The 23,629-nt window shown below is 66.3% G+C and carries 24 protein-coding genes and 1 pseudogene; 16 read left to right on the top strand and 9 right to left on the bottom strand.

Annotated features, from left to right (window positions below; translation table 11 throughout):
- Window positions 1-2: 2 nt before the first annotated feature.
- The 6 genes and pseudogenes from QSJ18_RS01270 to QSJ18_RS01250 form a co-directional block, all read right to left on the bottom strand.
- Entirely contained in the window at window positions 3-1,121 is a 1,119-nt protein-coding gene (locus QSJ18_RS01270; RefSeq protein ID WP_286324363.1) for a hypothetical protein, read from the bottom strand.
- 482 nt (window positions 1,122-1,603) lie between these two features.
- Window positions 1,604-2,088, bottom strand: a pseudogene (locus tag QSJ18_RS01265) (MspA family porin).
- Window positions 2,089-2,883: 795 nt separating this feature from the next.
- On the bottom strand, window positions 2,884-3,237 hold the full coding sequence (locus tag QSJ18_RS01260; protein ID WP_286324362.1) for a DUF2185 domain-containing protein: 354 nt from the start codon (window positions 3,235-3,237) through the stop codon (window positions 2,884-2,886).
- A 2-nt stretch (window positions 3,238-3,239) separates the two neighbouring features.
- Window positions 3,240-3,707 (bottom strand): hypothetical protein, encoded by a 468-nt coding sequence (locus QSJ18_RS01255; RefSeq protein WP_286324361.1) that lies wholly within the window; start codon window positions 3,705-3,707, stop codon window positions 3,240-3,242.
- A 136-nt stretch (window positions 3,708-3,843) separates the two neighbouring features.
- The gene (locus QSJ18_RS20175; RefSeq protein WP_462475960.1) at window positions 3,844-4,038 is read right to left on the bottom strand and encodes a GH-E family nuclease; all 195 of its coding nucleotides are present in this window, start codon (window positions 4,036-4,038) and stop codon (window positions 3,844-3,846) included.
- Complete coding sequence (locus QSJ18_RS01250) at window positions 4,019-4,450, bottom strand: hypothetical protein (protein ID WP_286324360.1); 432 nt, start codon at window positions 4,448-4,450, stop codon at window positions 4,019-4,021. Before QSJ18_RS01250 ends, QSJ18_RS20175 begins: the two co-directional genes overlap by 20 nt.
- A 398-nt stretch (window positions 4,451-4,848) precedes the next feature.
- Between QSJ18_RS01250 and QSJ18_RS01245 the strand changes: the two genes are divergently transcribed.
- Window positions 4,849-5,157, top strand: coding sequence for a hypothetical protein (locus QSJ18_RS01245; protein WP_286324359.1), 309 nt, complete (start codon window positions 4,849-4,851; stop codon window positions 5,155-5,157).
- A 205-nt stretch (window positions 5,158-5,362) separates the two neighbouring features.
- On the opposite strand, the gene QSJ18_RS01240 is transcribed toward QSJ18_RS01245, so the two are convergent.
- Window positions 5,363-6,043 carry an SDR family oxidoreductase gene (locus QSJ18_RS01240; protein WP_286324358.1) on the bottom strand — a complete coding sequence of 227 codons (681 nt, stop codon included), beginning with the start codon at window positions 6,041-6,043 and terminating at the stop codon, window positions 5,363-5,365.
- A gap of 76 nt (window positions 6,044-6,119) precedes the next feature.
- On the opposite strand from QSJ18_RS01240, the gene ggh reads away from it, so the two are divergent.
- The 14 genes from ggh (at window position 6,120) to QSJ18_RS01170 (ending at window position 21,354) form a co-directional block, all read left to right on the top strand.
- Window positions 6,120-7,460: a glucosylglycerate hydrolase gene (ggh, locus tag QSJ18_RS01235; protein WP_286324466.1), complete on the top strand. Its 1,341-nt coding sequence runs from the start codon at window positions 6,120-6,122 to the stop codon at window positions 7,458-7,460.
- Between the two features lie 248 nt (window positions 7,461-7,708).
- Window positions 7,709-8,092: a cupin domain-containing protein gene (locus QSJ18_RS01230; protein WP_286324357.1), complete on the top strand. Its 384-nt coding sequence runs from the start codon at window positions 7,709-7,711 to the stop codon at window positions 8,090-8,092.
- Window positions 8,093-8,102: 10 nt separating this feature from the next.
- On the top strand, window positions 8,103-8,714 hold the full coding sequence (locus tag QSJ18_RS01225) for a dimethylamine monooxygenase subunit DmmA family protein (RefSeq protein ID WP_286324356.1): 612 nt from the start codon (window positions 8,103-8,105) through the stop codon (window positions 8,712-8,714).
- Window positions 8,711-9,700: a PDR/VanB family oxidoreductase gene (locus tag QSJ18_RS01220; RefSeq protein WP_462475958.1), complete on the top strand. Its 990-nt coding sequence runs from the start codon at window positions 8,711-8,713 to the stop codon at window positions 9,698-9,700. Before QSJ18_RS01225 ends, QSJ18_RS01220 begins: the two co-directional genes overlap by 4 nt.
- Window positions 9,697-11,235, top strand: a complete 1,539-nt coding sequence (locus QSJ18_RS01215; protein ID WP_286324355.1) for a heme-dependent oxidative N-demethylase family protein — start codon at window positions 9,697-9,699, stop codon at window positions 11,233-11,235. The genes QSJ18_RS01220 and QSJ18_RS01215 overlap by 4 nt, the downstream gene beginning before the upstream one ends.
- Window positions 11,232-12,221 carry a PDR/VanB family oxidoreductase gene (locus QSJ18_RS01210; protein WP_286324354.1) on the top strand — a complete coding sequence of 330 codons (990 nt, stop codon included), beginning with the start codon at window positions 11,232-11,234 and terminating at the stop codon, window positions 12,219-12,221. Before QSJ18_RS01215 ends, QSJ18_RS01210 begins: the two co-directional genes overlap by 4 nt.
- A 62-nt stretch (window positions 12,222-12,283) precedes the next feature.
- Window positions 12,284-13,276 (top strand): heme-dependent oxidative N-demethylase family protein, encoded by a 993-nt coding sequence (locus tag QSJ18_RS01205; protein WP_286324464.1) that lies wholly within the window; start codon window positions 12,284-12,286, stop codon window positions 13,274-13,276.
- Window positions 13,277-13,331: 55 nt separating this feature from the next.
- Window positions 13,332-14,708, top strand: coding sequence for an ammonium transporter (locus QSJ18_RS01200; RefSeq protein WP_286324353.1), 1,377 nt, complete (start codon window positions 13,332-13,334; stop codon window positions 14,706-14,708).
- Between the two features lie 309 nt (window positions 14,709-15,017).
- Window positions 15,018-16,376, top strand: a complete 1,359-nt coding sequence (glnT, locus tag QSJ18_RS01195; RefSeq protein ID WP_286324352.1) for a type III glutamate--ammonia ligase — start codon at window positions 15,018-15,020, stop codon at window positions 16,374-16,376.
- A 31-nt stretch (window positions 16,377-16,407) separates the two neighbouring features.
- Complete coding sequence (locus tag QSJ18_RS01190) at window positions 16,408-17,304, top strand: class II glutamine amidotransferase domain-containing protein (protein ID WP_286324351.1); 897 nt, start codon at window positions 16,408-16,410, stop codon at window positions 17,302-17,304.
- Window positions 17,305-17,327: 23 nt separating this feature from the next.
- Window positions 17,328-18,032: a GltB/FmdC/FwdC-like GXGXG domain-containing protein gene (locus tag QSJ18_RS01185; protein WP_286324463.1), complete on the top strand. Its 705-nt coding sequence runs from the start codon at window positions 17,328-17,330 to the stop codon at window positions 18,030-18,032.
- A gap of 30 nt (window positions 18,033-18,062) precedes the next feature.
- A complete protein-coding gene (locus QSJ18_RS01180) occupies window positions 18,063-19,418 on the top strand; it encodes an FMN-binding glutamate synthase family protein (RefSeq protein ID WP_286324350.1) in 1,356 nt (451 codons plus the stop codon).
- Window positions 19,415-20,608, top strand: a complete 1,194-nt coding sequence (locus QSJ18_RS01175) for an NAD(P)/FAD-dependent oxidoreductase (RefSeq protein WP_286324349.1) — start codon at window positions 19,415-19,417, stop codon at window positions 20,606-20,608. The genes QSJ18_RS01180 and QSJ18_RS01175 overlap by 4 nt, the downstream gene beginning before the upstream one ends.
- A 53-nt stretch (window positions 20,609-20,661) precedes the next feature.
- Window positions 20,662-21,354: a helix-turn-helix domain-containing protein gene (locus QSJ18_RS01170; RefSeq protein WP_286324348.1), complete on the top strand. Its 693-nt coding sequence runs from the start codon at window positions 20,662-20,664 to the stop codon at window positions 21,352-21,354.
- 50 nt (window positions 21,355-21,404) lie between these two features.
- Here QSJ18_RS01170 and QSJ18_RS01165 read toward each other — a convergent pair whose 3' ends face one another.
- Window positions 21,405-22,682, bottom strand: a complete 1,278-nt coding sequence (locus QSJ18_RS01165; protein ID WP_286324461.1) for an MFS transporter — start codon at window positions 22,680-22,682, stop codon at window positions 21,405-21,407.
- Window positions 22,683-22,735: 53 nt separating this feature from the next.
- Window positions 22,736-23,215 carry a MarR family winged helix-turn-helix transcriptional regulator gene (locus QSJ18_RS01160; protein WP_286324347.1) on the bottom strand — a complete coding sequence of 160 codons (480 nt, stop codon included), beginning with the start codon at window positions 23,213-23,215 and terminating at the stop codon, window positions 22,736-22,738.
- A gap of 113 nt (window positions 23,216-23,328) precedes the next feature.
- Here QSJ18_RS01160 and QSJ18_RS01155 point away from each other — a divergent pair, with 113 nt between their 5' ends.
- Window positions 23,329-23,553, top strand: coding sequence for a PLDc N-terminal domain-containing protein (locus tag QSJ18_RS01155; protein ID WP_286324346.1), 225 nt, complete (start codon window positions 23,329-23,331; stop codon window positions 23,551-23,553).
- The last annotated feature ends 76 nt before the right edge of the window (window positions 23,554-23,629 follow it).

Genomic DNA, 23,629 nt, shown 5'->3' with positions numbered 1-23,629 from the left:
CGCTATCTTCCTGGAAGAGATATCGGTGCGGGTACGCAGTTGCTGTTCACCCATTTTCCTCGGACGAAGAGCCTGGCGCGATAGCCGGGGGGATATTTGGTGGCCTGCCAGCCGATCGAGCGGTTCACGGACCGGTCCATCGGCATGAACGTGTACTGAGTTGCGCCTGCCCATGTGAGGTCGGGCACGTGACCGGCATCGATATTCGAGCCCGGTGGATACAACTCCGGGTGGTTCTTTCGTTCCAGTTTGCGGCCTGGACTGTCGTCAGATCCGCGTGGTGATTCGGTCCGTGTCAGATAGCCGCCGGGTGGGATACGTGTATTGACCTGGTCAACGTAGGTTCCGACTTGTTGCGTGGCATTTGGCGGCGGGTTTCCTTGGGGTTGGCACACAGCGACAACGCCTTCACAACGGGGCCCCTTCTCTCCGGGTTCACATCGGGTTGTGGTGTCCCGGAATCGTTGTGGGAAGTTCTGGACCATGTAGTCGACCAGTGTGCTGCGAATCTGTGAGCAGCCCTGGGAGGCGAGTTGTTCGCGTGACGCGCCGAGTCTGTTCTGCTGGGCCATGCCGTCAGGCCCCGACAGAGTCTGTTGTCGCAGCCCTTGAATCTGGCCTGGTGTGAGGCCGAGTTGGTCGGCACGGCACCTTGCGAGGGCTTGGTCGACGATCTCGGTGTGCAGGGTGCGGTCATCGACGGTCGGAGGACCGCAGTACCCGGCACCGCAGGCGTTGTGGCGGGCGGGGGCGATGATGTCGGCGACTGATGGCAGTCTGCCGCCGGCGGCGCGGAACGTCCCGACCAGGTTCGGCCCCGAATTGGTGAGGTCGAATGCTCCGGTCTTGGTGAGCAGTGCTGCGCGTTGCCCGGTGGCGGTCACCAGTTCCATGGCTGATCCCACCCGCTGCCATCTCGTCCCCGCCGGAATGGTCGTGGTGAACTCGAAACGTGCACGGGCGCTTGGGGTGTAGCGGGTGATCTCGATGTCGATCGTCCCGCCCCACCGGCCTGCGCGCATCCCGACATCGGGTACGCGGTCTCGGTAGCGCAGCACGATATCTTGCCCCAGCGTCGTCGGGATGCGCACCACGATCGATGTCAGCGGCACGAAGTCCACCCGGTGCATCTGCGGGCCCGGGGCCGGTGTCACGCTCGGCCGCACGGTTGGGACGGGAACGATCGGTGACGGTCCCGGTGAGGGGATGTCGGTGGGTGGGTGGCCGGTGATGTTGGGTCCGGGCCCGGGTGTCGGGCTGGTGGTGCCCGGTGTGGCGATCGTTGGCGGTGTCGTCGTGGTGGTCGGCGTGGTCGACTGCGGGTCGTGACACACGTAGGGCGGGTATGGCGTGGGTGCGTCGTTGACGGTCTTGCCCGGGTGGGCGGCAACCCACGCCTGTTTCCACGCGGCGTTGTACGCTGCGGTTTCGCGGGCGCAGCGTTCAGCCGGCGTTTCGGCCCCCGCCGTTGTCGTATTGCTCAGCGTGACGACCGCGACGACGGCGACGCAGATGGTAAGGAGTGCCACAAGGGCAGGCGCCCACAGCCGTAGTTGGTTCGGGCTCGGTCCGGTACTCGCCTCGTGTATCGCGTTATCATGCATCACAGCCACATCCGTGCCGAGTAGACATTGAGCGTGTCGTCCGAGGTTGGGCTGGACGCGGAGAACCGCACGACGGTGCGCACCGTGGTCGGTCCGGCGCATCCGTCGACGGAGACGTGGACCCGGCGGGCCCGAATGGATGCCCGGTTCGTGGTCAACTCCTTTTTGCCCAGCGAGATTTCAGTGATCCGGCCCGGCATCACCTTCGACGAGATCGTTGGCGATATCTGGGCTCCGCCCCGATCGAGGCGCCGGGTTGACCGCTGATCGTGACGTTGGCGTTCGGGCCGAACGAGGAACCCAGTCCGAAGGTCGCGCCATCAGACACGTCGATCTGACAACCAACCAGCAGAAACTGTTCCAGCACACCGGTATTGACCGGCTGCGAAGGCGGACGCTGCGAGTTGGCCGGGGTGATGAGCACACCGACCCGCGATGACACCCAGCCCTCACGAGAAGCGAAGCTGTTGGCGATATTGCTCATCGGATTCACCGTGAGCTCGGACGCGCGCAGCTCGATCTTCCATCCATCGTCGGTCACCAGCTTGTCGTACTTGGTGGCCAACGCTGTTGGCGCCGCCGATGCTGCGGCAATGCCGTTCGTCAAGGCAATGGCTGACACTAGCGCAGCCGCAATCCCGACTCGCTTCAACTTGATCCCCCGATCCCGAACACAATCCGTGTGCCCAACTAAATGGCCACTTTGCTGAAGTGATGAACGGAAACGTACCGCGCGTCGCCTTGATGCGCAAGACGAGCCTGACCTGAATCAGATTGCGTTGTCCCACAACGCGGTAAACCCGAGTACTAACACTTGCGCGTTCACGCACGCACGCCATCCGGTCGGAAACGCACATTAGCCCCTCGTGTCGTCAGGCAAATCCAGCACCGTCCAGCCCGGGGGCGGATCTACGTCCCACAACTCGCGATCCCACGCGAGCAAGGACAGAATCTGCGGCAACAACCAGTCGGGAGGATCGACCGCAGGTGGCTGAACGCCGCGAAGCGAGCGCACGCTGGACCGCGACCGGCGGCGCCTCGTCACGCGGCGGCCTCCACTTGACCCCATAGGTAACACCCCGGGTACCGGGTGTAACTGATTAGGCCGTGATCAGCCAGCAGCCCTATCGGAAACAATGGTACACACGTTCCGCTAACCCCAGATAATGCAGCACCGGCCCAAAGGCACGCTCGTGTTCCTCGGTTGGGTACGGCCCTGATGCGAGATCGTCAAACGGCGAACCGCATTGTCGACGAAACTATCCGGACTCACCACCGGTCATGCTCGGTTCTGTGGTGGCACGTAATAGTTTTCGGGTGGGATCTGTTCGCCGCTGGGGGTATCGACGATAATCATGCCGTTGCCCTCATCGACGATCTGCAGGTCCGAGCCGACGGCGAAGTCCCAGATGCTGATGAGGGCGGGTTCGATGGTGCAGACGTCGTTGAAGTCGACGATCTGCCAATTCGACTGGTCGTTGAGGTACTCGCTGGTGTCGATGTCACTCATGATGCGCCATCCGTTGTCGGCGGGGGCTTGGGAGGGTCTGCGGTGCATCCAGCGGACGCGTCCGCGTTGGGTCATGACGTTGGTGGTCGCCAGGCAGGCGCCGGCCTTGGGGATGAACTCCATGGTTACTGCTCCGATCGTGGATCGCCGATGCCGCCGGGGGCTTCGTAGGCGAACATGAATTGGCGCAGGAGGGGCGCTGGGACGGCTTTGTCTGATCCGAGGATCTGGCGGCGAAGCGTGTATTCGCTGTTGCGGGCGATCGGAGTGTCGAAGTCGACGCCGGGGCGGGCGAAGATGACGTCATAGAACGGCCCGGATTCGCGGTCGCGAACGAATTCGTTGCGCACGAAGAACATGAGGACGGGACCCCACTTCTTGGCGACGTGGTTGATGTCGGCGCCGGCATCGAGGAGTGCGGCGAGCATGGGTGCTTCACGTTCGCCGTCGTGGTTGCGTTTGCCGAAGAACGCATGCAGGACCGTGGTTTCTTCGGCAGGGGATATTGCGCTGGCGTCTGCGCCGTCGGCGAGTAGCTGCATGGTGATCGCGATACGGTTGTCGATATCCGGGTTCGTGACCGCGGCAGTCAAGAGGGTGCGTCCGCTCTTCGATCTGAAATTGGCGTCTTCGCTCGAGTAGGCCGCCATGAATTCGTCGTACGACCCGCTGAGGGCCTTTCCTAACAATGTCACCTATTACACCCTCTCTCAGTCTATTTCGAAATATCTATTCGTCATCATGCGAGCGGTTTCTGAGCCAATCTTCAACGCGATAGTTTTCTTCGTTTCGGTAGTATTCGAGGAATTGTTCCTTGGAAATATCTCCGTTCATATAATCGTCGTGCCATTCACTGTACTTGGCTGTCGGGACATGCCCCATATCCCATGGTTCATCTCGTGGTTCACCGGGTTCCCACTCGATCCGGCGGTACCACCCGGGCTCGGGTTCCTCGGCCCACGTGCCGCCTTCGAAGTCCTCGGCCGCCCGTGTACTCCCGGTTCGAGGATTCGGTTTCGCGCACCGGCCGGTTCGGATCGTAGGTGTTGTCGGGATCGACCTCGTCGCCGTCTCGGTCGCCGTCTCGCTCGTCATTGTCGTTGTTGCGGTCGCGAGGCTCGTCGGCGTTGTGATCTTCGTCGTGGCTCTCGTCGCGATCGGACTGGTCGTGGTCCCCGTTGGTGTCGTGGTCCCCGTTGATGTTCGGGGCATGCTCGTCGTGGTCGTCGTGGTCGTCGTGGTCGTCGTGCCGGGTGTCGGTGTCGTCATCCAGCTCGTCGCGGTGCGGCGACCGCGGGTTGTCCTCCGGGGTCTCGTGCTTCCCGTTCGGATCCAAGGGGTTGTGCTCGGGGTCGGGATCGGATGTGGAGTCGTGCCGTGCCGCAGTGGGCCGTCCGGTGCGATCGGCATCCGGAGCATGGGGGGTCGGGCGTCGAGCTGGGGGTGGCGCGCGGTGATTCGGTCCGCGCGGGATGTGGCTGGGATGCGTCGGGACGCGTGGACGCCGGCGGTAGGTCGGGGCCGGACGGCCCGCGTGTGGGGGTGGCCGGTGATGGCGTCGACGGTGTCGACGGCGATGCGGTAGGCCCGGTGTGTCCGGGTGTGCCGGACACCGGGCTTGCCGGTGTGGCTTCCGGGTCGGGTGTGGTTTCCGGGCGTTGAGCTGTCGCCGGAGCCGGCTCGTCCGCTGGGGACTCGGTGCGGCTGGTCGGCTGCTCGGCTGGATGCGATGGCGTGGTGTCGGGGTTGGCCGACGGAGTACTCGCCGGAGGCTCGTGCGGTGCGGCGGTCCCGGGCGGCGGACCGCTCGATTCGGCTGGAGTGTCGCCAGACGGCGACGCCGGCGATTCGGTCGGTGCACTCGCCCTCGGCTCGTCGACCTGGGGGGCCTCGGGAGTGTTGCCGGGTGACTCCGGCGTGGGTGACTCCGCGGAAGGTGCCTCCGGTACGTCCGGGGTCGATATCTCGGGTGTTGTTGTCGGCGAGGGAATCTCGGGAGTCGTCGACGGTGTCGGCACCCCGCGCACCCCCGGTACCACGTGAGTAGGCGGCGGTGGCGCGGCGCTGATCGCCTGCGATCGGGGTATCGAAGGGACGGTCTTCCGAGCGGCCACCGGTGCGGTTGGGGCCGTCCGGCGTTCGATCGAGGTGGTTCCCAATTGTGTTGGGGGTCAGGCCAAGATCGTCTGGGGGAGCCCGGACTGACGCCGACGGGTATCCGAGGCGCTGACGTCCTCGAACACTTCGGTCAGCCCCGTCCGGTCGGCCGCAGCACGATGTCCTGCGGATGCGCGTCGGCGGGGGTGGCGATCGCGTGCACGACGGCCGCGGCGACGGTCTCCGGGCGCAGGAACTGCGCGGCGTCGTAGTCGCGGCCCTCGATGGCGACGAGCTCACGCTGCATGTCGGTGTCGATGCGGCCGGGGTACACCGAGGTGACCCGCAGCGTCGGCTCTTCGTCGCGGAGCGAGTCGGCCAGCGCACGCAGGCCGAATTTGCTTGCCGCATAGGGCGCCCAGCGCGCCCGGGCATTCCGTCCGGCACCGGAGTTGATGAAGACCACGTGCCCCTGCGCCGAACGCAATGCGGGGATCAGCAGCCGCGTCAGCTCCGCTACCGCGATCAGATTGACGCCGAGGACGTGCTGCCATTCCTCGACCGGGGTGTCGGCGACGTGCTCAAGGCTGCTGCCGACGCCGGCATTGTGGACCAGCACATCGAGTTCGCCGATCGCCTCGACCGCCGCCTCGACCTCCTCGTAGTCGGTGAGTTCGACGGCGAAGGTGCTGGCCCCGTCGAGTTCGGTGGCCAGATGATCGAGTTCCGGGGACGGACGACCGCCCAGCAGCAGATCGTGGGTGGGCGCGAGTTGGCGGGCGATTTCGGCGCCGAGGCCACGGCTGGCCCCGGTGATCAGAGCGGTAGGCACGCTCCCGACCCTACCTTCGAGGTCGACGTGGATGAGCTACCGAGCGCGCCGCACCGAGTCGGGGCAGAATCGAGCGGTGGCACGGTACGGATTCACCCCTACGCAGCTGTCGGCGCGCGCCGCCTACCTGCTGCGCGGCAACGACCTGGGCACGATGACCAGTGCCGCACCGAAGCTGTATCCGCACATGTGGAGCTGGGATGCCGCGTTCGTGACCGTCGGGCTGGCCCCGCTCAGCGTCGAGCGTGCGGTGATCGAGATGGACACCCTGCTGTCGGCGCAATGGCACAACGGGATGATCCCGCACATCGTCTTCGCGAACGGCCGCGACGGCTACTTTCCCGGACCTGCGCGCTGGGAGTGTGCGCGGCTGGCGAAGAATGCTCCGGACTTTCCCGACACATCGGGAATCACCCAGCCGCCGGTGCATGCGATCGCCGTCCAACGCATCCTCGACCACTCGCGCCGTCACGGCCGCACCACACGGGCGGTGGCCAACGAGTTCATCGACCGTCGCTGGGGTGCCCTGGTGCGCTGGCATCGTTGGCTGGCGGATGCGCGAGATCCCAACGGGCGCGGACGAATCACCATCTTTCACGGGTGGGAATCGGGGATGGACAACTCGCCGCGGTGGGACGGTCCGTACGCCAATGTGACGCCCGGCGCCGACCTGCCGCCCTATCAGCGCGCCGACCTCGATCACGTCTCCGACCTGTCGATGCGGCCCAGTGATCTCGAGTACGACCGCTATCTGTGGCTGGTGGAGCAGATGAAACGCGCCAACTACGACGACGCGGTGCTGCCACGAGTGATGGATTTCGCCGTCGAGGACGTTTTCGTCAGCGCCATCTTCGCGCTGGCCTGCGACGTGTTGGCAACCATCGGCGAGGACTACTCCAAGCCGCGTGCCGACGTCCGCGATCTGCGGGCCTGGGCCGAGCGGTTCCGTGCCGGCGTGGTGTCGGCGTCGGGCGACCGCAACGGTGCGGCGCGCGACTTCGACCTGCGGGCGAACGCCTGGATCAACACCGAGACGATCGCGTTGTTCGCGCCGTTGCTGTGCGGCGGGTTGTCGCGTGAGCGGGAACGGGCGTTGCTCCGGCTGTTCGACGGTCCGCGCTTCTGCGGGCACCCCGACCTCCGGTTCGCGGTCCCACCCTCGACGTCGCCGATCTCGGCGGACTTCCGGCCACGTGAGTACTGGCGCGGACCGGTGTGGCCGGTCATGACGTGGCTGTTCAGCTGGGCGTTCGCCCGCCGCGGCTGGACCGAGCGGTCCGCGCGATTACGCGACGAAGGGCTGCGGCAGGCGACCGACGGTTCCTTCGCCGAGTACTACGAACCGTTCACCGGTGAACCGCTGGGCAGTATGCAGCAGAGCTGGACGGCGGCGTCGGTACTCGACTGGCTCGACTGATTGTCGGCGTCCCTACTCTCGGCCACGGCCCGCCGTCGATGTCCGTTATGTCCGAAGATGTGACGGGCGTCTCACTGTGGTGGACGAGATTTCTCATCAATAAACGCGAGTGTCACGCAGCGGAAACACGAGGCAAGTTTCATAACAGAGGACGAAGTCCACTGTCATGATTCACCTATTCATCCCAGTCTCGCTCCGCCCGATTCCCCCGTCGACCGGAGCGAGCTGACCCGCGAAGGAGCTCCATCGTGACCGTCGAGAGTACTGAACAGACCGGTTTCCGCGTCACCAGTGACGCCTGGAAGGACCTCCCGAAGATGCCCGATGCCGAGTACCCCGGCACCGACGGCCGCATCGGCGACGTCTACGAGAACCCCTCGGGATCGCCGATGTGTAGCGGGTTCTTCGAACTGCGCCACACCGACGCCCCGCTCTACTACGAATACGAGTACGACGAGATGAAGGTCGTCCTCGAAGGCGAATTCCTGTTGGAGAACAAGGAAACCGGGCAGAAGACCATCGCCCGGCCGAAGGACGCCATCTTCTTCCCCAAGGGATCCAAGATCTACTTCAGTACGCCGAGCTACGCCCTGGCCTTCTATACCGGTCAGCGCGACGCGACGCTCCTCTGAGGCTGCGACGATGACAGCGGTCATCAACGGTGCCGAAGCGGGTCCGGAGTCGCAGATCCCGTATTCGAGCATTCCGGAGTGGGCCCGCCCGGAGGCGATGGCCGCAGCGCGTGGTGTGCCGCTGACCCCCGACCCGACCGGCGCCGCCTACGTGCTGGTCGGGATCGGGGAATCCGGACGTGCCCGGGTGCGCGCCTGGTCCTCGACCATCGGTGCGGCGGCCGCGGTCACGGAACTGGTCGCCCACCCCGACGACATCGACAGCGTCGCAATCGAACTACGGAAAATTGTGCTCGATGGAGTCGTCGGACTGCGGGTGATGCTCACCGGGCCGTCCGGGGCGTGTCTACGTCTGCGGGCGACGGCGATCGGCGCGGGCGTGGAGGACGATGAACTCGCGGTCGACCCCGTCGACGACGGGAACATCGACGTCTTCTGTGCGCACTGCCGCACCATCAACCGACTGGCCGCGCGTGTCGACGACGTCGTCACCTGTGCCGGCTGTGCTCGGAATCTTGTTGTCTATCATCATGTCTCCCGTCGTACCGGCTCCTACCTCGGCTTCATGTCCGATGCCGAGACGGCTGGTCCGGCCCCGACCGAGAAGGAGGAAGCCACGTGAGCGTCGCCGCATCCACCGCCGTCGGTGGCCGCACCATCGCTGCGGACGGTGTCCTGACACTGGTCGTCTGCGGGATCGCCAAGTCGGGAAGCAACATTCGGTCGCTGACCTTGACCGATCCGTCCGGTGCTCCACTGCCCGCCTACATTCCGGGAAGTCATCTCGTAGTGGAAGCCGGTGGCCGGCGCAATGCGTACAGCCTGACCGGCGACGGCACCAACCCGAGCGAGTACGAGATCTCGGTACTCCGGGTACCGGACGGATCGGGCGGCTCTCGCTGGCTGCATGATGAACTCGACTTCGGTGACGAACTGCGGGTCCTGGCGCCGCGCAGTGCGTTCCCGCCGGTGGCGCGAGCCGCCAAACACCTGCTCATCGCGGGTGGGATCGGGATCACGCCGATCCTGTCCCATCTGCACGCTGCGCGACGCTGGGGACGGAATGTCCAGGTGCTCTATACGCACCGTCCCGACGACGCCGCACACGTCGACGAAGTGGCCGCATTATCCGGTGGGAACATCGAAGTATTCACCGCCAGAGCTGCATTCATGGAGAGGTTACAGGTGGTGCTGCGCGAACAGCCCATCGGTACCCACCTGTATGTGTGCGGTCCGGCCGCGCTCATTGACCACGTCTGCGAATCCGCGCAGGCGTCCGGCTGGCCTGCCTCGCGAGTGCACTCGGAACGTTTCGGTATCGACGCACTCGATCCGGGTGATCCATTTCTGGTGCGGCTCACCGAATCCGACCGCACCGTAGCGGTGCCGTCCGGGGTCAGCATGCTCGACGCCCTCGAAGCCGACGGTGTCAGTATTCCCAACCTCTGCCGCCAGGGCGTCTGCGGAGAGTGCCGTATTCCGCTGTCCGGCGGCACTGCGATCCATCGTGATCTGTACCTGTCCGACACGGAGAAGACTGCTGCCGATGCGGTCATGCCGTGCGTCTCCCGCGCCGCCGACGGCGACATCCTGGAGGTTCCCCTGTGACCACGATCCTGCCCACTCATCCTCATCAGGACGATCTCGCAGAACTCGTTGCGGGATTCCCGTTCCCGTTTCCCGCCGACAGCTACCGCTACTCCACCAATGTCGAGCCGGCCGGGTCCGCGGTCGGCACCGCTGCGGGACACTGGGGTCGGGCTCTCGTCGACGTCGACGCCGAGTATCACCGTGAACTGGCCGAACGTGCCGCCGTACTCGCCTCCGATCCGACCCGGCACGCGGTTCTGCCACATATGGTCCCGGCCGCGTGGGACGCGATGCTCACGTTGATGCGGGAGCTGGCCGTCGCCTATCCGGATCAGATGCGGTTGACCGCACTGGAACCCGACACCTGGCTGTGGAGCAACGACCTGCTCGGCGTCGAGCAGTGGTTCCGCTACGGTGATCCGGCGACGCTGCCCGACGAGCCGCTGCGCTACATCACCGGTCAGGTGCAGGAGGACGTCGCACTGCTCGATCAGCGGGCCGACCAGCTCTTCGTCGATGCCGGCGTGATCACCTTCGCCGCCGACTGGAGCTTCGGCTTCGACGTCGGTATGAGCTTTCTGGAGATCCACGGCCCGGTGCCGCGAGTCCGCAAGCTTGGCGTCATCACCCGGGCACATGAATTCCTCAAACGTCTCGAACCGCACCGCCCCTACCGTCGGACCAACTGGACCCTGACGATCGGCCGCCGACTGGACGTGTCGACCGAGGGCTATCCCGAGTGGGGTCCGGATCGGGAGATGATCCAGCATGTCGGCGACGACGAGTTCGGGCGGCTGGTGCATCTCCGCGTCGAGGTGCAGCATCTGATCCGACTTCCCGATTCGGGGGCGGTGATGTTCCTCATCCGCACCTACATGCTGCCGCTGGACCGGCTGGCCACCGTCGATATGTGGCGGCGCCGGACCGCAGAGGTGCTTTCCGACCTCCCCGCGGATATGGCCGATTACAAGGGCATCATCAAGTACAAGGATCGTGCCGCCGCCTGGTTGCGCGCCGCGGCACCGACCCCGCAGCCGGGAGTGCCGGCGTGGCCTACCCGCCCCGCAGAGATCGACACCGCCGGAGCAGGTTTCCTGATCGTCGCGATCGGCGGCGACGCGGAGACCGGACACGTCGCGGCGACGTGGGTGAAGGCCGCCGAGGCCGCGGCGCCCACCCGATTGCTCGTCCTCGATTCGCTGGATACCGACGCCGACCGCCACACGCTCGATCAGGTGCTTCACGAAAAGCGCACGGGCAGTAGAATTCTGGTCGTCGGCGGGCAGTTCGACGTGCTGGTCGCGCTGACCGCCGCCCGTGCGGCGGGTGCGATCGCCGACGAACTCTCCGCATACGTGACCGACACCAGCGATCTGCCGATGTACTGTGCGCACTGCCACCAGACGAGTCGGGTCGTCGCCGGGCCGGGGGACGTCGTCGTCTGCCCGGAGTGCGATCGGAACGTCGAAATCCATGCGCACCACTCGGCGGTGCGTGGCAGCTTTCTGGCCTCCCAGTCCGACGTGCCGCCGGTGGAGCGGAGCACGTCATGACCGCGGTGCTCGGCGCTCACCTGCACGGCGGTTACGCGACCGCGACCCGTCCGATGCGGGTCGTCGCGGTCGATGCGCTCACCGCCGAGATCAGTCACTTCCGCTTCGTGCCCGCCGACGGAACCCCGCCGACCCCGTATCAGCCCGGGAGTCATCTCATCGTCTCCACCGGAGCCGACGGCGTGCGCCGCAATGCGTATTCGTTGACCGGCGACGGCCTGTTGCCGACCTCCTACGACATCTCGGTGTTGCGCCGCGGAGCCGGCGGTGGATCGGATTGGTTGCACGACAACGTGAGTACTGGTGACCTCGTCGACGTCGAGGGTCCGCGCTCGATGTTCGCGCCCGTCCTGGACCAACGGAACGCCCTGCTGGTGGCCGGTGGCATCGGGGTGACGCCGGTGCTCTCGCACGCCAGGGCGATCGCCCGCGACGGTGGGTGCGCCGACGTCGTGTACTCCTACCGCCCCGGTCATGCCGCCCACCTCGACGACTTGCGCGCGCTGGCGCGGTGCCCGGGCATCACGCTGCACGAGACCCACCGCGTCGACGCGACGGTGGAGACACTCATCGAGCGTCTGGCCTGTCAGCCGCTGGGTACGCACGCATATGCCTGCGGCCCGGCGCCGCTGCTCGACGCCTACCAAGCGCTCGCATCCGAGGCTGGCTGGCCCGCTGCGCGTGTGCATCTGGAGCGCTTCACCGCGCCGGAACCCGATCCGGGTGATCCGTTCACGGCGACCGTGTCGTCGACAGGGGCCAAGGTTGAGGTCCCCGCGGGCGTCTCGCTTCTGCAGGCGCTCGCCGATCATGGTGTGGCCGTGCCGAATCTGTGCCGCCAGGGAGTGTGCGGTGAATGTCGTATCCCGGTCCGGTCGGGGACGATCACCCATCGCGACTTCGTTTTGACCGAAGCGGAACGAGCCGCCGGGAACAGCATGTTGTGCTGCGTCTCGCGCGGCGTGGATATCGAGGTGGATCTGTGACTCTCGCACCAGATCATGTGACCGTCATCCCGGTGACCCCCGACCACCCAACCCCGGCGGCGATGTCCCGGCTGAGTGCGCCGGTCGACCATCTGGCGAATCTGCCGTGGCCCTTCCCCGACGACCTCGCGGTCTTCGACTACTCGGTGAATGTCGAACCCGCGCGCATGGCGCGCAGCACCCGGGCGGGGGAGTGGGGCGGCCATCTCGTCGACCTCGGTGGTGCGGAGTATCCGCTGTACATGGCCGAACGTCGTCGGGTCCTCGATGCCGACCCGTCCCGGGTTCGGGTCCGGCCCGGTATGGAGGTCGCCTGCTGGGATCTGCTGCTGTACTACTTGCGCGACCTGTCCTGCGACTACCCCGACGTGATGCATCTCGACGAGTTCGGCGATCGCCGATTCCGTTGGCGCAATGACCTTCTGGGTACCGACCAGGAGTTCACCGTCGGCGATTCGGCGTCGCTGCCGGGTGGGCCGCTGGAGTTCCTGGCCCGCGAGGTCCCCGACGATCTGCTACTCGTCGTCGAACGAGACGGCAGGCTCTACTTCGACGCCGGTGTGGTGACCTTCGCCGCGGCCTGGTCGGTGGCCTTCGACGTCGGCATGGACATGTACGAGATTCACGCTCCGGTCCCCGGGCTGATCCGCGACGGTGTGGTCGCCCGGGCTGAACAGTTCCTGCGCAGGCTGGCGCCCGATCAGGTGTACCGGCGGGTGAATTGGACTCTCTCCGCGTCGGATTCGCACAAACTCGACGTCAGCCTCGAAACCCTCCCGGAATGGTCGGGAGACATCGCCCGCATGGTCGCCGACGGTGACTACGGACGTGCGCGGCTGCGGATCGAGCTCGAACACTTCATCCGGCTGCCGGCCTCGGGAGCTGTTACCTTCAACATCCGTACGTTCATGGCATCGCTGGAGGACGTTCGGCGAGTACCGGAATGGGCTGCGCAGCTGGCCACCGTGATCGAGGCACTGGATCCGGATATCGCTGCTTACAAGGGTTTTCTCGACTATCGCGACAATGTCGTCGCCTACCTCCGCGGGCAATGACGCCCGGCCGCCACCAATCGCTCACCGCTCTGCGAAAGAAATGGGGACCGCAATCATGGAACCGGTCATCGCTGCGAACGCCGACCTGGCGTGGATGCTCGCGGCATTCGTCTTCGTCCTACTCATGTTTCCGGGCCTGGCCTTCTTCTACGGCGGCATGGTCGGGTCTCGCAATGTGCTGAATGTGATGACGATGGTGCTCAGCACCCTCGGCATCACCGCAGTCCTGTACGTGCTCTTCGGCTATGGACTGGTGTCCGGGCCCACGGTGGGCGGCTGGGGGATCATCGGCAACCCGGTGGACTATCTCGGCATGAACGACTTCATGGCCGACGACGGGTCGGGCACCACGCAGACCCTGTATTTCACTGCGTGGTTCATCCTGTTCGCGGCCATCACGATCGCCATCGTGGCCAGCGGTGCCGCCGGACGGATGAAGTTCACCGCCTGGCTGGTGTTCGCACCGATCTGGTTGACCCTGGTCTACTTCCCGGTCGCGCACTCGGTGTTCGCCGTCGACGCCGATGGCTACGAGGGCGGATTCCTGGTCAACGACATCAAGATCCACGATTACGCCGGCGGTACCGCGGTGCATATGAACTCCGGTGTCGCGGCGCTCGCGCTGGCGGTCGCCCTCGGAGCCCGCCGTCGGCGCATGGAGCGTCCGAACAACGTGCCGATGGCCCTGCTCGGCGGTGGCATCCTGTGGTTCGGCTGGTTCGGGTTCAACGGCAGTTGCGCGCTCGGCGCCAGCTTCCTGACCCAGGTCGTCATCTTGAACACGCTGCTCGCCGGCTGTTCGGGCATGATCGGCTTCTGCGTCATCGAACGCTGGCGGGAAGGTCACGTCACCTCGCTCGGACTGATCACCGGTGCGGTGGCGGGTCTCGTCGGCATCACCCCGTCGGCCAACACCATGACCCCGCTGGGTGCGCTCATGGTCGGCATCCTGGCCGCGGCGGTCGTCGCCCTACTGCTCAGCTTCAAGTCCAAGCTCAAGGTCGACGACACGCTCGACGCGTTCGCCGTCCACGGTGTCGGCGGAATCGTCGGCACGCTGTGCATCGTGTTGTTCGCCGCGGAATCGGCCCCGGCTGGTGTGCAGGGCATCCTCTTCGGCGGCGACATCGCGATCCTGTGGCGTGAACTCGCGGGCATCGTCATCACCTGCACCTACTCCTTCGTGGTCACCTGGCTGATCGCCAAGGCGATCGACAAGACGATGGGGCTGCGCGTGGACGAGGAAACCGAGATCACCGGACTCGACCCGGTGCTGCACGCCGAGACCGCGTACGAGATCCCGGCCGCGAGTGTCGGCCACGCCGGTCTGTCCGGGATGTCGCCCGCTCGTGCCGCCGAAGCGGTGGAACGCCAACTCGCGGAACCCCGTACGGCGCAGAAGGAAGCTGTGGCACCGGTCCCGCCGCGATGAATCGAGCGCAGGCCGTATCACCATGATGACGACGGGGACCCACCGGCGAGGTGGGTCCCCGTCGTCGCTCGTGTGGGTGGATTGATGCCGGTGGGGCGCTGGCTCCAGGGGTGGGGCAATCGAAACCGGCATCTCACCATTGCTTAACAGCGCGGAAACAGAGGCCATGTCTACTATTAGTAGACAAAAGCTCACAACAGTAAACACCGGCGGTGGCACCGCGACCAGTGGCCACGCCGATCGTGGGCCGGATGTCTACCCCCGACGCTACTGCCCCGAATCGCATCACCCAACCACATGGAGCCCGCCATGAGTGATTCCCCCGAGAAGTCCACAGACCTCGCCGAACTCTGTGCGGCGAATGGCACGAAGTTCATCCTGGCCATGTTCGTCGACCTGCGCGGCAAGCCGTGCGCCAAGCTGGTCCCGGTCGAGGCCGTCGACGAATTGGCCACCGACGGAGTTGGTTTCGCCGGCTACGCGGTAGGGGCCATCGGCCAGGAACCGCGGGACCCTGATCTCGTGGCGGTCCCGGATCCGGCTTCGTTCCTTCCGGTTCCCTTCATCAAAGAAGGCCTGGCGATCGTGCACTGCGACCCTCACGTCGAGGGCAAGCCGTGGCCTTTCGCGCCGCGCAACATTCTGCGATCGATGATCGCCGCTGCCTCCGACGCCGGCTTCGAGCCGTGGGTGGGCGCCGAAGTCGAGTACTTCCTGGTCAAGCGGGGCGCCGACGGTGGGTTGTCGATCGCCGACGACGCCGACGCCGCGGACCAGCCCTGTTATGACGTCCACGGCCTGACCCGCATGTACGAACACCTCACCGCGGTGTCCACCGCGATGAACGAACTCGGTTGGGCCAACTACGCCAACGACCACGAGGACGGCAACGGACAGTTCGAGCAGAACTTCGCCTACTCCGACGCGCTGACCACCGCCGATCGGGTCATCACGCTGCGCTACCTCATCTCGACGATCGCCGCCGAACGCGGGATGATCGCCTCCTTCATGCCCAAACCGTTCGCCGAGCGGACCGGATCCGGTCTGCATCTGCACATGTCGCTGACCTCGGCGGGCACCCCGGTCTTCCCCGGGACGGCCGGTGAGGACGCCCGTGGACTCGACCTGTCGCCGACCGCGTACGGCTTCGTCGGCGGCATCCTCGAACACGCCGGTGCGCTGCAGGCGGTGATGGCGCCGACGGTCAACTCGTACAAGCGAACCGGAGCCACCGCCACCCGGTCGGGTGCCTCCTGGGCGCCACGGCTGCCTACGTACGGCGGCAACGATCGCACCCACTACGTGCGGATCCCCGACGATCAGCGTGCGGAACTGCGCGGTGGTGACGGTTCGGCCAACCCGTATCTGGCGGTCGCCGCCGCGCTGGGCGCGGGACTGGACGGCATCAAGCGCAGTCTCGATCCCGGGACGCTCGGCTCCTGCCCGGCTCACATCGGTGCGCTCCCGTTGACCCTGCTGCACGCGGTCGAGGCATTCGAGGCCGATCCGGTCGTGACCGGCGTACTCGACGCAGCGCTGCCCACCGACTGGCCCGAGGGCAAACAGACGGTCGCACAGTACTTCTCCGGTCTCAAGCGGGAGGAGTTCTTCTCCTGGCACGCGGCTGTCACGCCGTGGGAGATCGACAAGTATCTGACGGCCTTCTGACCATTTCGACTGCAAGAGAAAGGCAATCACCATGTGTGGAATCGTCGGGTTGCATCTGCGCAACCCCGATCTCTATCCCCGTCTCGGCGAGTTGCTGAGCGGCATGCTCGGCGAGATGCAGGACCGCGGCGCCGATTCGGCCGGCATCGCCGTCTATGGCAACCCCGGCTGGGTTCCCGCCGGGCACGGCTGTGTCACCCTGCTGACGGCCGATCTCGACCCGGTCGCGGTAGCCACCGCGATCAGCGACGCAGCGGGTTCCGAGGTGACCGCGCAGATGGTCGACGCGACCCTGGTGCTGTCGGCGGCGCTGGACTCGGAGACGCTGCTGGCCGCGGCGCGCTCGGTCTACCCCGAGGTACTCGTGGCGGGTTTCGGTAACGACCTCACCGTCCTCAAAGGTGTTGGCACCCCGCGTGATCTGGCGAGCTCCTGGGGGCTCGAGCAGGCGGCGGGCTGGCAGGGAGTGGGACACACCCGGATGGCCACCGAATCGGCGGTCACCCCGTCCGGGGCCCACCCGTACGCAGTCGGTCCCCAACAGTGCCTGGTGCACAACGGCTCCTTCGCCAATCACGCCACCATCCGCCGCGAACTCCAGGCCGACGGCATCGTCTTCGACAGCGAGAACGACACCGAGGTGGGTGCCCGTTTCGTCGCGCGCGAACTGGCCAACGGCAAGGACGTGGAGACCGCACTCAAGGAGGTGTGCGCCACCTTCGACGGCTTCTACACGCTGGTCGTCTCCAACCGTGACTCGTTCGCGGTGGTCCGCGATGCGATCGCCTGTAAGCCTGCGGTCATCGCCGAGACCCCCGACTGGGTGGCCATGGCCAGCGAGTACCGCGCCCTGGCGCATCTGCCCGGCGTCGCCGACGCCCGGATCTGGGAACCCGAACCCGAGGTGGTGTACGCGTGGACACGCTGACCGATACCCGATCACTGACCGAGATGACCGAAACCGAATCGAACGGGGTAGCGCAGATGCACTTCGACCTGGCGAATACCGCGCTGCGGGAGATGAATTCGGCTCTGCATGGCGATATCTCCGGCGAGATCGTCATCGACAATCCGGCCGGTGCCCACAGCGTCGCCGCCGGGGTGAACGCACCGGTGAAGATCACTATCAACGGGCATGTCGGCTACTACGCGGCCGGGATGAACCAGCAGGCCGAGGTGACCATCAACGGAAGCGCGGGCACCGGCGTCGCCGAGAACATGATGAGTGGCACCGTGGTGGTCAAGGGCAATGCGTCCCAGTCGGCCGGGGCCACCGCCCACGGTGGGCTGCTCGTCATCGAGGGTGATGCGGCCGCCCGCTGCGGCATCTCGATGAAGGGTGTCGACATCGTCGTCGGCGGCAACGTCGGCCACAGCAGCGCCTTCATGGCCCAGGCCGGCCGCATGGTCATCCGGGGTGATGCCGGACACGGACTCGGCGATTCGATCTACGAGACCCGACTCTACGTGCGCGGCGATGTCGCTTCCCTGGGCGCCGACTGCGTCGCCAAACCGATGCGCGCCGAACATCTCGACGAACTGGCTGGTCTGCTCAAGGCCGCAGGCTTCGTCGACGACGACCCGTCCACCTACACCCGCTATGGGTCGGCACGCGAGCTCTACCACTTCCACGTGGACAACTCCGCCGCCTACTGACCCGAATCCCCTGAACGGAAGGACACCACGATGAGCACCGATCACCTCGGCGTCGAGCAGCGCGGACTGCGTGAGTCCGCCACCTTTGACCGCACCACCATCGCCGCCATCCAGAAGGCCGCCGACACCGGCGTCTACGACATCCGCGGGTGGGGAGCCAAGCGCAAGCTGCCGCACTTCGACGACCTGCTCTTCCTTGGTGCGTCGATGTCCCGGTATCCGCTGGAGGGCTACCGGGAACGCTGCGGGACCGAGGTCACCCTGGGCGCCCGGAATGCGAAGTTCCCGTTGCAACTTGACACCCCGGTCACCATCGCGGGTATGAGCTTCGGCGCGTTGTCGGCGGGGGCGAAGGAGGCGCTCGGTCGCGGCGCTTCGGAGGTCGGCACGTCGACGACCACCGGCGACGGCGGTATGACGCCGGAAGAGCGCGGACAGTCGAAGAACCTTGTCTACCAGTATCTCCCGTCGCGGTACGGAATGAACCCCGACGACCTGCGCAAGGCCGACGCGATCGAGGTGGTGCTGGGGCAGGGGGCAAAACCGGGCGGCGGCGGAATGTTGCTGGGGCAGAAGATCTCCGAACGTGTCGCCGCGATGCGCACCCTGCCGCAGGGCATCGATCAGCGCAGCGCCTGCCGCCACCCGGACTGGACCGGGCCCGACGACCTCGCGATCAAGATCAACGAACTGCGGGAGATCACCGACTGGGAGAAGCCCATCTACGTCAAGGTCGGCGCGAGCCGCACCTACTACGACGTCAAGCTCGCCGTGCATTCGGGAGCCGACGTGGTGGTCGTCGACGGCATGCAGGGTGGCACCGCCGCCACCCAGGAGGTGTTCATCGAACACGTCGGCATCCCGACCCTCGCGGCCATCCCGCAGGCGGTCCAGGCCCTGCAGGAGTTGGGTGTTCACCGTGGTTGCGGTGCGGGGAAGGACACTGTGCAGTTGATCGTCTCCGGCGGCATCCGCAACGGCGCCGACGTCGCCAAGGCGATGGCACTCGGCGCCGATGCGGTCGCGATCGGAACGGCCGCGCTGATCGCGTTGGGCGACAACGATCCTCGCTACGCCGACGAATACGCCAAACTCGGATCGGCCGCGGGCTACTACGACGACTTCCAGGACGGTCGCGATCCGGCCGGTATCACCACCCAGGACCCGGAACTGTCCGCGCGTTTCGATCCCATCGACGGTGGCCGTCGTCTCGCGAACTTCCTGCGCGTGATGACCATGGAGGCGCAGACCATCGCCCGTGCCTGCGGCAAGGCTCATCTCCAGCATCTCGAACCCGAAGACCTGGTGGCGATCTCGATCGAGGCTGCGGCGATGGCCCGCGTCCCGATGGCAGGCACCTCGTGGATCCCGGGGAGCGGACGGTGAGCCCCGCCGACCGTGCCTCGGTCCTCATCGTCGGCGGCGGACTCGAAGGTGTCGCCGCGGCCTGGGCGCTCAGTCTGCGTGGCATCAGCGACGTCATCGTCTGCGAACGGGACACCGTCGGCGGTGGGATGACCGGCAAGTCGTCGGGTATCGTGCGCTGCCATTACGGCGTCAGTTCGCTGGCCGCCATGGCGACGGTGGGTCTGGAGGTCTTCGAGAAGGCCGAGGAGATCTTCGGCACCGACATCGGGTTCCGGCAGACCGGCTACGTCGTCGGTGTCGGGCCGGCCAATGTCGACAGCCTCCGGAAGAGCCTCGCCGCCCAACGTGCCGTCGGGGTGCAGACCGAGGAGATGGACGCCGACGAGGTGGCCCGTCTGTGGCCGGCCGCCGACCTCGAACCGTTCGCCGCCTTCGGCTGGGAGGAGCGCGGCGGCTACGGCGACGCCTACCAGACCGCACAGGCCTTCGCCGCCTCCGCCCGGGCCGCCGGGGTGAAGATCCGGCAGGGCACCGCCGTCACCGAGCTGATCGTCGAGGGCGATCGGGTCCTCGGCGCGCGATTGGCCGACGGCAGTAGTGTTTTCGCCGATACCGTGGTCGTGGCGACCGGGGTGTGGACCGCCCCGCTGCTGGCTCAGCACGGCGTCGACGTACCCATCCGGGTGCATCGCGAGCAGATCGTGATGATCGACCCCGGCGTCGATCTCGGCGCGGTGCCGGTGTTCTCGGATCTGGTGTCGCTGCAGTACGTCCGGCCCGACGTCCGCGGCGAGATCCTGTTCGGCAACAGTGATCTCGCGGAACTGGAGATCGCCGATCCGGACAACTACCTGAACCGGGCCGACGAGGCCTTCGTGGACCTGACCGTCGACAAGGTGGGCACCCGATTTCCCGACCTCACCGAGGCGGCGATCACCGCCAGCTACGCGGGTTGTTACGACGTCACCCCGGACTGGAATCCGATCATCTCGCGCGGCCCGTTGGAGAATCTTGTCATCGCGGCCGGATTCAGCGGTCACGGATTCAAGATCTCGCCCGCGGTCGGCGGTCTGATCGCCGACCTCGTCGTCGACGGTCGCAGCAGTGACCCGCGGATCCCGGAGACGGACTTCCGGTTCGGCCGATTCGCCGACGGTGACCTGCTCAAGACCCCGTACCCCTACGTCGGGGCGGGGGAGATGCGCTGATCGGGTGAACATGTAGCCGCGCGGACCGACAGGGTGTGAAAGGGGGAAGCGACGTGTGTCTCAGAGCAGTGGGTGAGGGTGCTGCCTATGCTGGCGGGGTGGCGGAGGACCCTCTCATCCGGAACCAGTCCGGAACAGCGCGCGACCGGCTCGTCGACCAGCCGGTCGAGGAGATCGAACTCGAAAGCGCGATCGCGGACAACGTACGACGACTACGGCGCCAATCGGGGCTGTCGGTCGGGGATATGGCCGCGAAGGTGGGTATCTCCAAGGCGATGCTCTCCAAGATCGAGAACGCGCAGACCTCGTGCAGCCTGTCGACGCTGTCGAGGCTGGCGTCCGCCTTCGACGTATCGGTCACCTCACTGTTCCGCGGGGCCGATGTGGAACGGTCGGCGGTCTTCGTCAAAGCGGGCGAAGGGTCGCAGATCATCCGCGAGGGTTCACGCGACGGCCACGAGTACGAGTTGCTCGGTTCGTTGCGCGGCGAACACAAGCGGCTGGAATGTCTGATGGTCACGTTGACTGAGAAGTCGTTGGCGCAGCCGCTGTTCCAGCATCCGGGCACCGAGTTCATCTACATGATCGACGGGGTCATGGACTACGCGCACAGTCGTTCGGTCTATCGGATGAACCCGGGTGACTCGCTGCAACTCGACGGTGAGGGTGCGCACGGTCCGGTCGAACTGGTGGAGCTGCCGATCCGTTTCCTGTCCGTCATCGCGTTCCCGGATTCCGCGGTCTGACGTCCCGTCGAGACCCTCCGCCGTCGCTCGGAAGTGTCTCGACGGACCGATCAGTACTCCTCGGCGCCGATGAGTGCGGCGTCTTCGTCGACGGCGTGCGCGTCGGCGGCCGGATTGCGGACCAGCGACACGACCGCGACGGCGACGACGCAGTACGCGGTGGCGAACCACCACGGTGCGGTGTGCGAGCCGAACCACTCGGCGAGATGGGCGACCAGCACGGCGGCGATAGCCGCGCCCATCCAGCGCAGGAAGCTGTAGCCGGCGCTGGACACCGAGCGTGGCGTCGAACCGTCACCCGCCGACATCGCGACACCGGTGAACAGGGTGTTCAGCACGCCGGACGGCAGGCCGGAGAGGATGACGGCCAGGCCGATCAGCCACACCGTGTCGGTCATGGTGCCGACCGCGGCCAGCGCCATGACCAGTCCGTAGGCCGTGATGGCGATCAGGACGCCACCCTTCTGCCCGACGATCCGGGCCAGCCCGGGCGCGATGAAGACGCCGGCGAGTGCGGTCAGCAGACCCCAGCCGAAGAAGACCATGCCCGCGTAGATGGGCCGCAGTCCCATGGCGATCGGCGCCCAGGCGATGACGGTGAACAATGCGCCGGTGTAGAAGGCGGAGCCGATGCCGGTGATCAGCAGGGTGCGGTTGCGCAGTGCCTTGAGCGGATCGATGATCCGGACCGGAACACGTTCGGTGTGTGGCGCGTCGGCGGGCAGCATCACCGCACACAGGATCGCGCCGATGAGCATCAGGATCGCGGTACCGCCGAACGGAGCTCGCCAGCTCCATTCACCGAGTAGTGCCCCCAACAGCGGTCCGACGGCCAGGCCGACACCGAGTGCGGCCTCGTAGAGCATGATGGCGCCATGCTGGCTGCCTTTGGCGGCCGAGACGATGAAGGCCAGAGCGGTGGCGATGAACAGGGCGTTGCCCAGTCCCCACAGCACGCGGTAGGCGATCAGCTGGTCGATGCTGTCGGCGAGGGAGGAGATGCCTGCCGCGACGATGATCAGCACGAGGCCGGTGGTCAGCGTGCGTTTCGGGCCGAAACGGTATGCGGCCCAACCGGTCAGGAGCATGGCGACACACTGGATGCCGACGTAGACGCCGAACAGCAGGGTCAGCTTCGACGGCGGGGCGTCGAGGGCCTCGGCGATGCTGTTGAGGATCGGGTCCACCAGGCCGATGCCCATGAAGGCGATGACCGCGGCGAAGGCGGTGACCCACACGGTGCGCGGCTGTTGCCGGAAAGCCTCCAGCAGTGACGGTTCGTGGTGATCGGCGACAGCGGCCGCCGACTGATTCTCGGTGAGGGTCATCGGTATTCCCTTGAGTTCGGAGCGGGTGATGTGCGGGGACGATGCGGTGCCGGTCACGGGGAGTCGGTATCGGGCTGGATACCGACCCGGTCCTCCGGGTGGTCGAACACCTCGCGCAGCGCGTGCAGTGCCGGGGTGGCCGCCGCGATGGCGGCCAGCTGTTCATCGGTGAGGCGGCTCAGGGCCGAGGTCAGGATGCTGTCGCGTTCGCCGCGGACCCGGTCGAGGACTTTGCTCCCGTGGGCGGTGAGGGCGACGACGACGGCGCGCCGGTCGGCGGGATCGGGGCGGCGTTCGACCAGGCCGTTACGCGTGAGTCCGTCGACCAGTGCGGTCGCGGTGGGCATCCGGATGGATTCGCGTTCGGCCAGCTCGCCCATTCGCATCGGGCCGTGGTCGACCAGCACGGTCAGGGCCGAGGCCTGGGCTGCGGTGTACTCGCTGATGGGGGTGTGCCGGCGTAACGCCAGGTACAGGCGCGTCAGCGACGGGCGCAGCGCTGCGGCGATCTCGGATACCTCGGTGTCAGACACATTCGTAAGCCTAATACTTAGGGATACGAAATAATAGTCGGACGGCTGTGACATGTCAGACAGCGGTGTGTGCCCGACTCCTGGCCGGGACGCGATGGCTACCGTCGGAACGTATGAGCCGAAAGAAGAAGTTCTCCGAGTTGCCGCCCCGTTCCCGCGCGCTGATCATCGTCGGCGCCATCGTGCAGTTCGCGCTGCAGGCGGCCGCGCTGCGCGACCTCAAACGACGGCCGGCGGCCCAGGTCAACGGACCCAAGCCGCTGTGGACCGCACTCAGTTTCGTGAACTACTTCGGCCCGATCGCCTACTTCGTCGTCGGGCGTAAACCCGCGGAATGACGATCGGCTGGTACTCGGCGTGACGGTGTGGCCAAGACGCACGATGGCGACGCCGCGCGGGGTACGGCGTCGCCAT

Origin of the sequence: Gordonia heveisoli (genome assembly GCF_030315745.1) — a bacterium.
Lineage (GTDB): Bacteria > Actinomycetota > Actinomycetes > Mycobacteriales > Mycobacteriaceae > Gordonia.
This window is presented reverse-complemented; position numbering and strand designations above follow the sequence as displayed.

Excerpts from the sequence above, each read along its gene's own strand:
- QSJ18_RS01260 (WP_286324362.1), bottom strand. The coding sequence starts at position 3,237 with ATGGAGTTCATCCCCAAGGCCGGCGCCTGCCTGGCGACCACCAACGTC.
- QSJ18_RS01225 (WP_286324356.1), top strand. The coding sequence starts at position 8,103 with ATGACAGCGGTCATCAACGGTGCCGAAGCGGGTCCGGAGTCGCAGATC.
- QSJ18_RS01210 (WP_286324354.1), top strand. The coding sequence starts at position 11,232 with ATGACCGCGGTGCTCGGCGCTCACCTGCACGGCGGTTACGCGACCGCG.
- QSJ18_RS01205 (WP_286324464.1), top strand. The coding sequence starts at position 12,284 with ATGTCCCGGCTGAGTGCGCCGGTCGACCATCTGGCGAATCTGCCGTGG.
- QSJ18_RS01200 (WP_286324353.1), top strand. The coding sequence starts at position 13,332 with ATGGAACCGGTCATCGCTGCGAACGCCGACCTGGCGTGGATGCTCGCG.
- glnT (WP_286324352.1), top strand. The coding sequence starts at position 15,018 with ATGAGTGATTCCCCCGAGAAGTCCACAGACCTCGCCGAACTCTGTGCG.
- QSJ18_RS01190 (WP_286324351.1), top strand. The coding sequence starts at position 16,408 with ATGTGTGGAATCGTCGGGTTGCATCTGCGCAACCCCGATCTCTATCCC.
- QSJ18_RS01185 (WP_286324463.1), top strand. The coding sequence starts at position 17,328 with ATGACCGAAACCGAATCGAACGGGGTAGCGCAGATGCACTTCGACCTG.
- QSJ18_RS01180 (WP_286324350.1), top strand. The coding sequence starts at position 18,063 with ATGAGCACCGATCACCTCGGCGTCGAGCAGCGCGGACTGCGTGAGTCC.
- QSJ18_RS01165 (WP_286324461.1), bottom strand. The coding sequence starts at position 22,682 with ATGACCCTCACCGAGAATCAGTCGGCGGCCGCTGTCGCCGATCACCAC.
- QSJ18_RS01155 (WP_286324346.1), top strand. The coding sequence starts at position 23,329 with ATGAGCCGAAAGAAGAAGTTCTCCGAGTTGCCGCCCCGTTCCCGCGCG.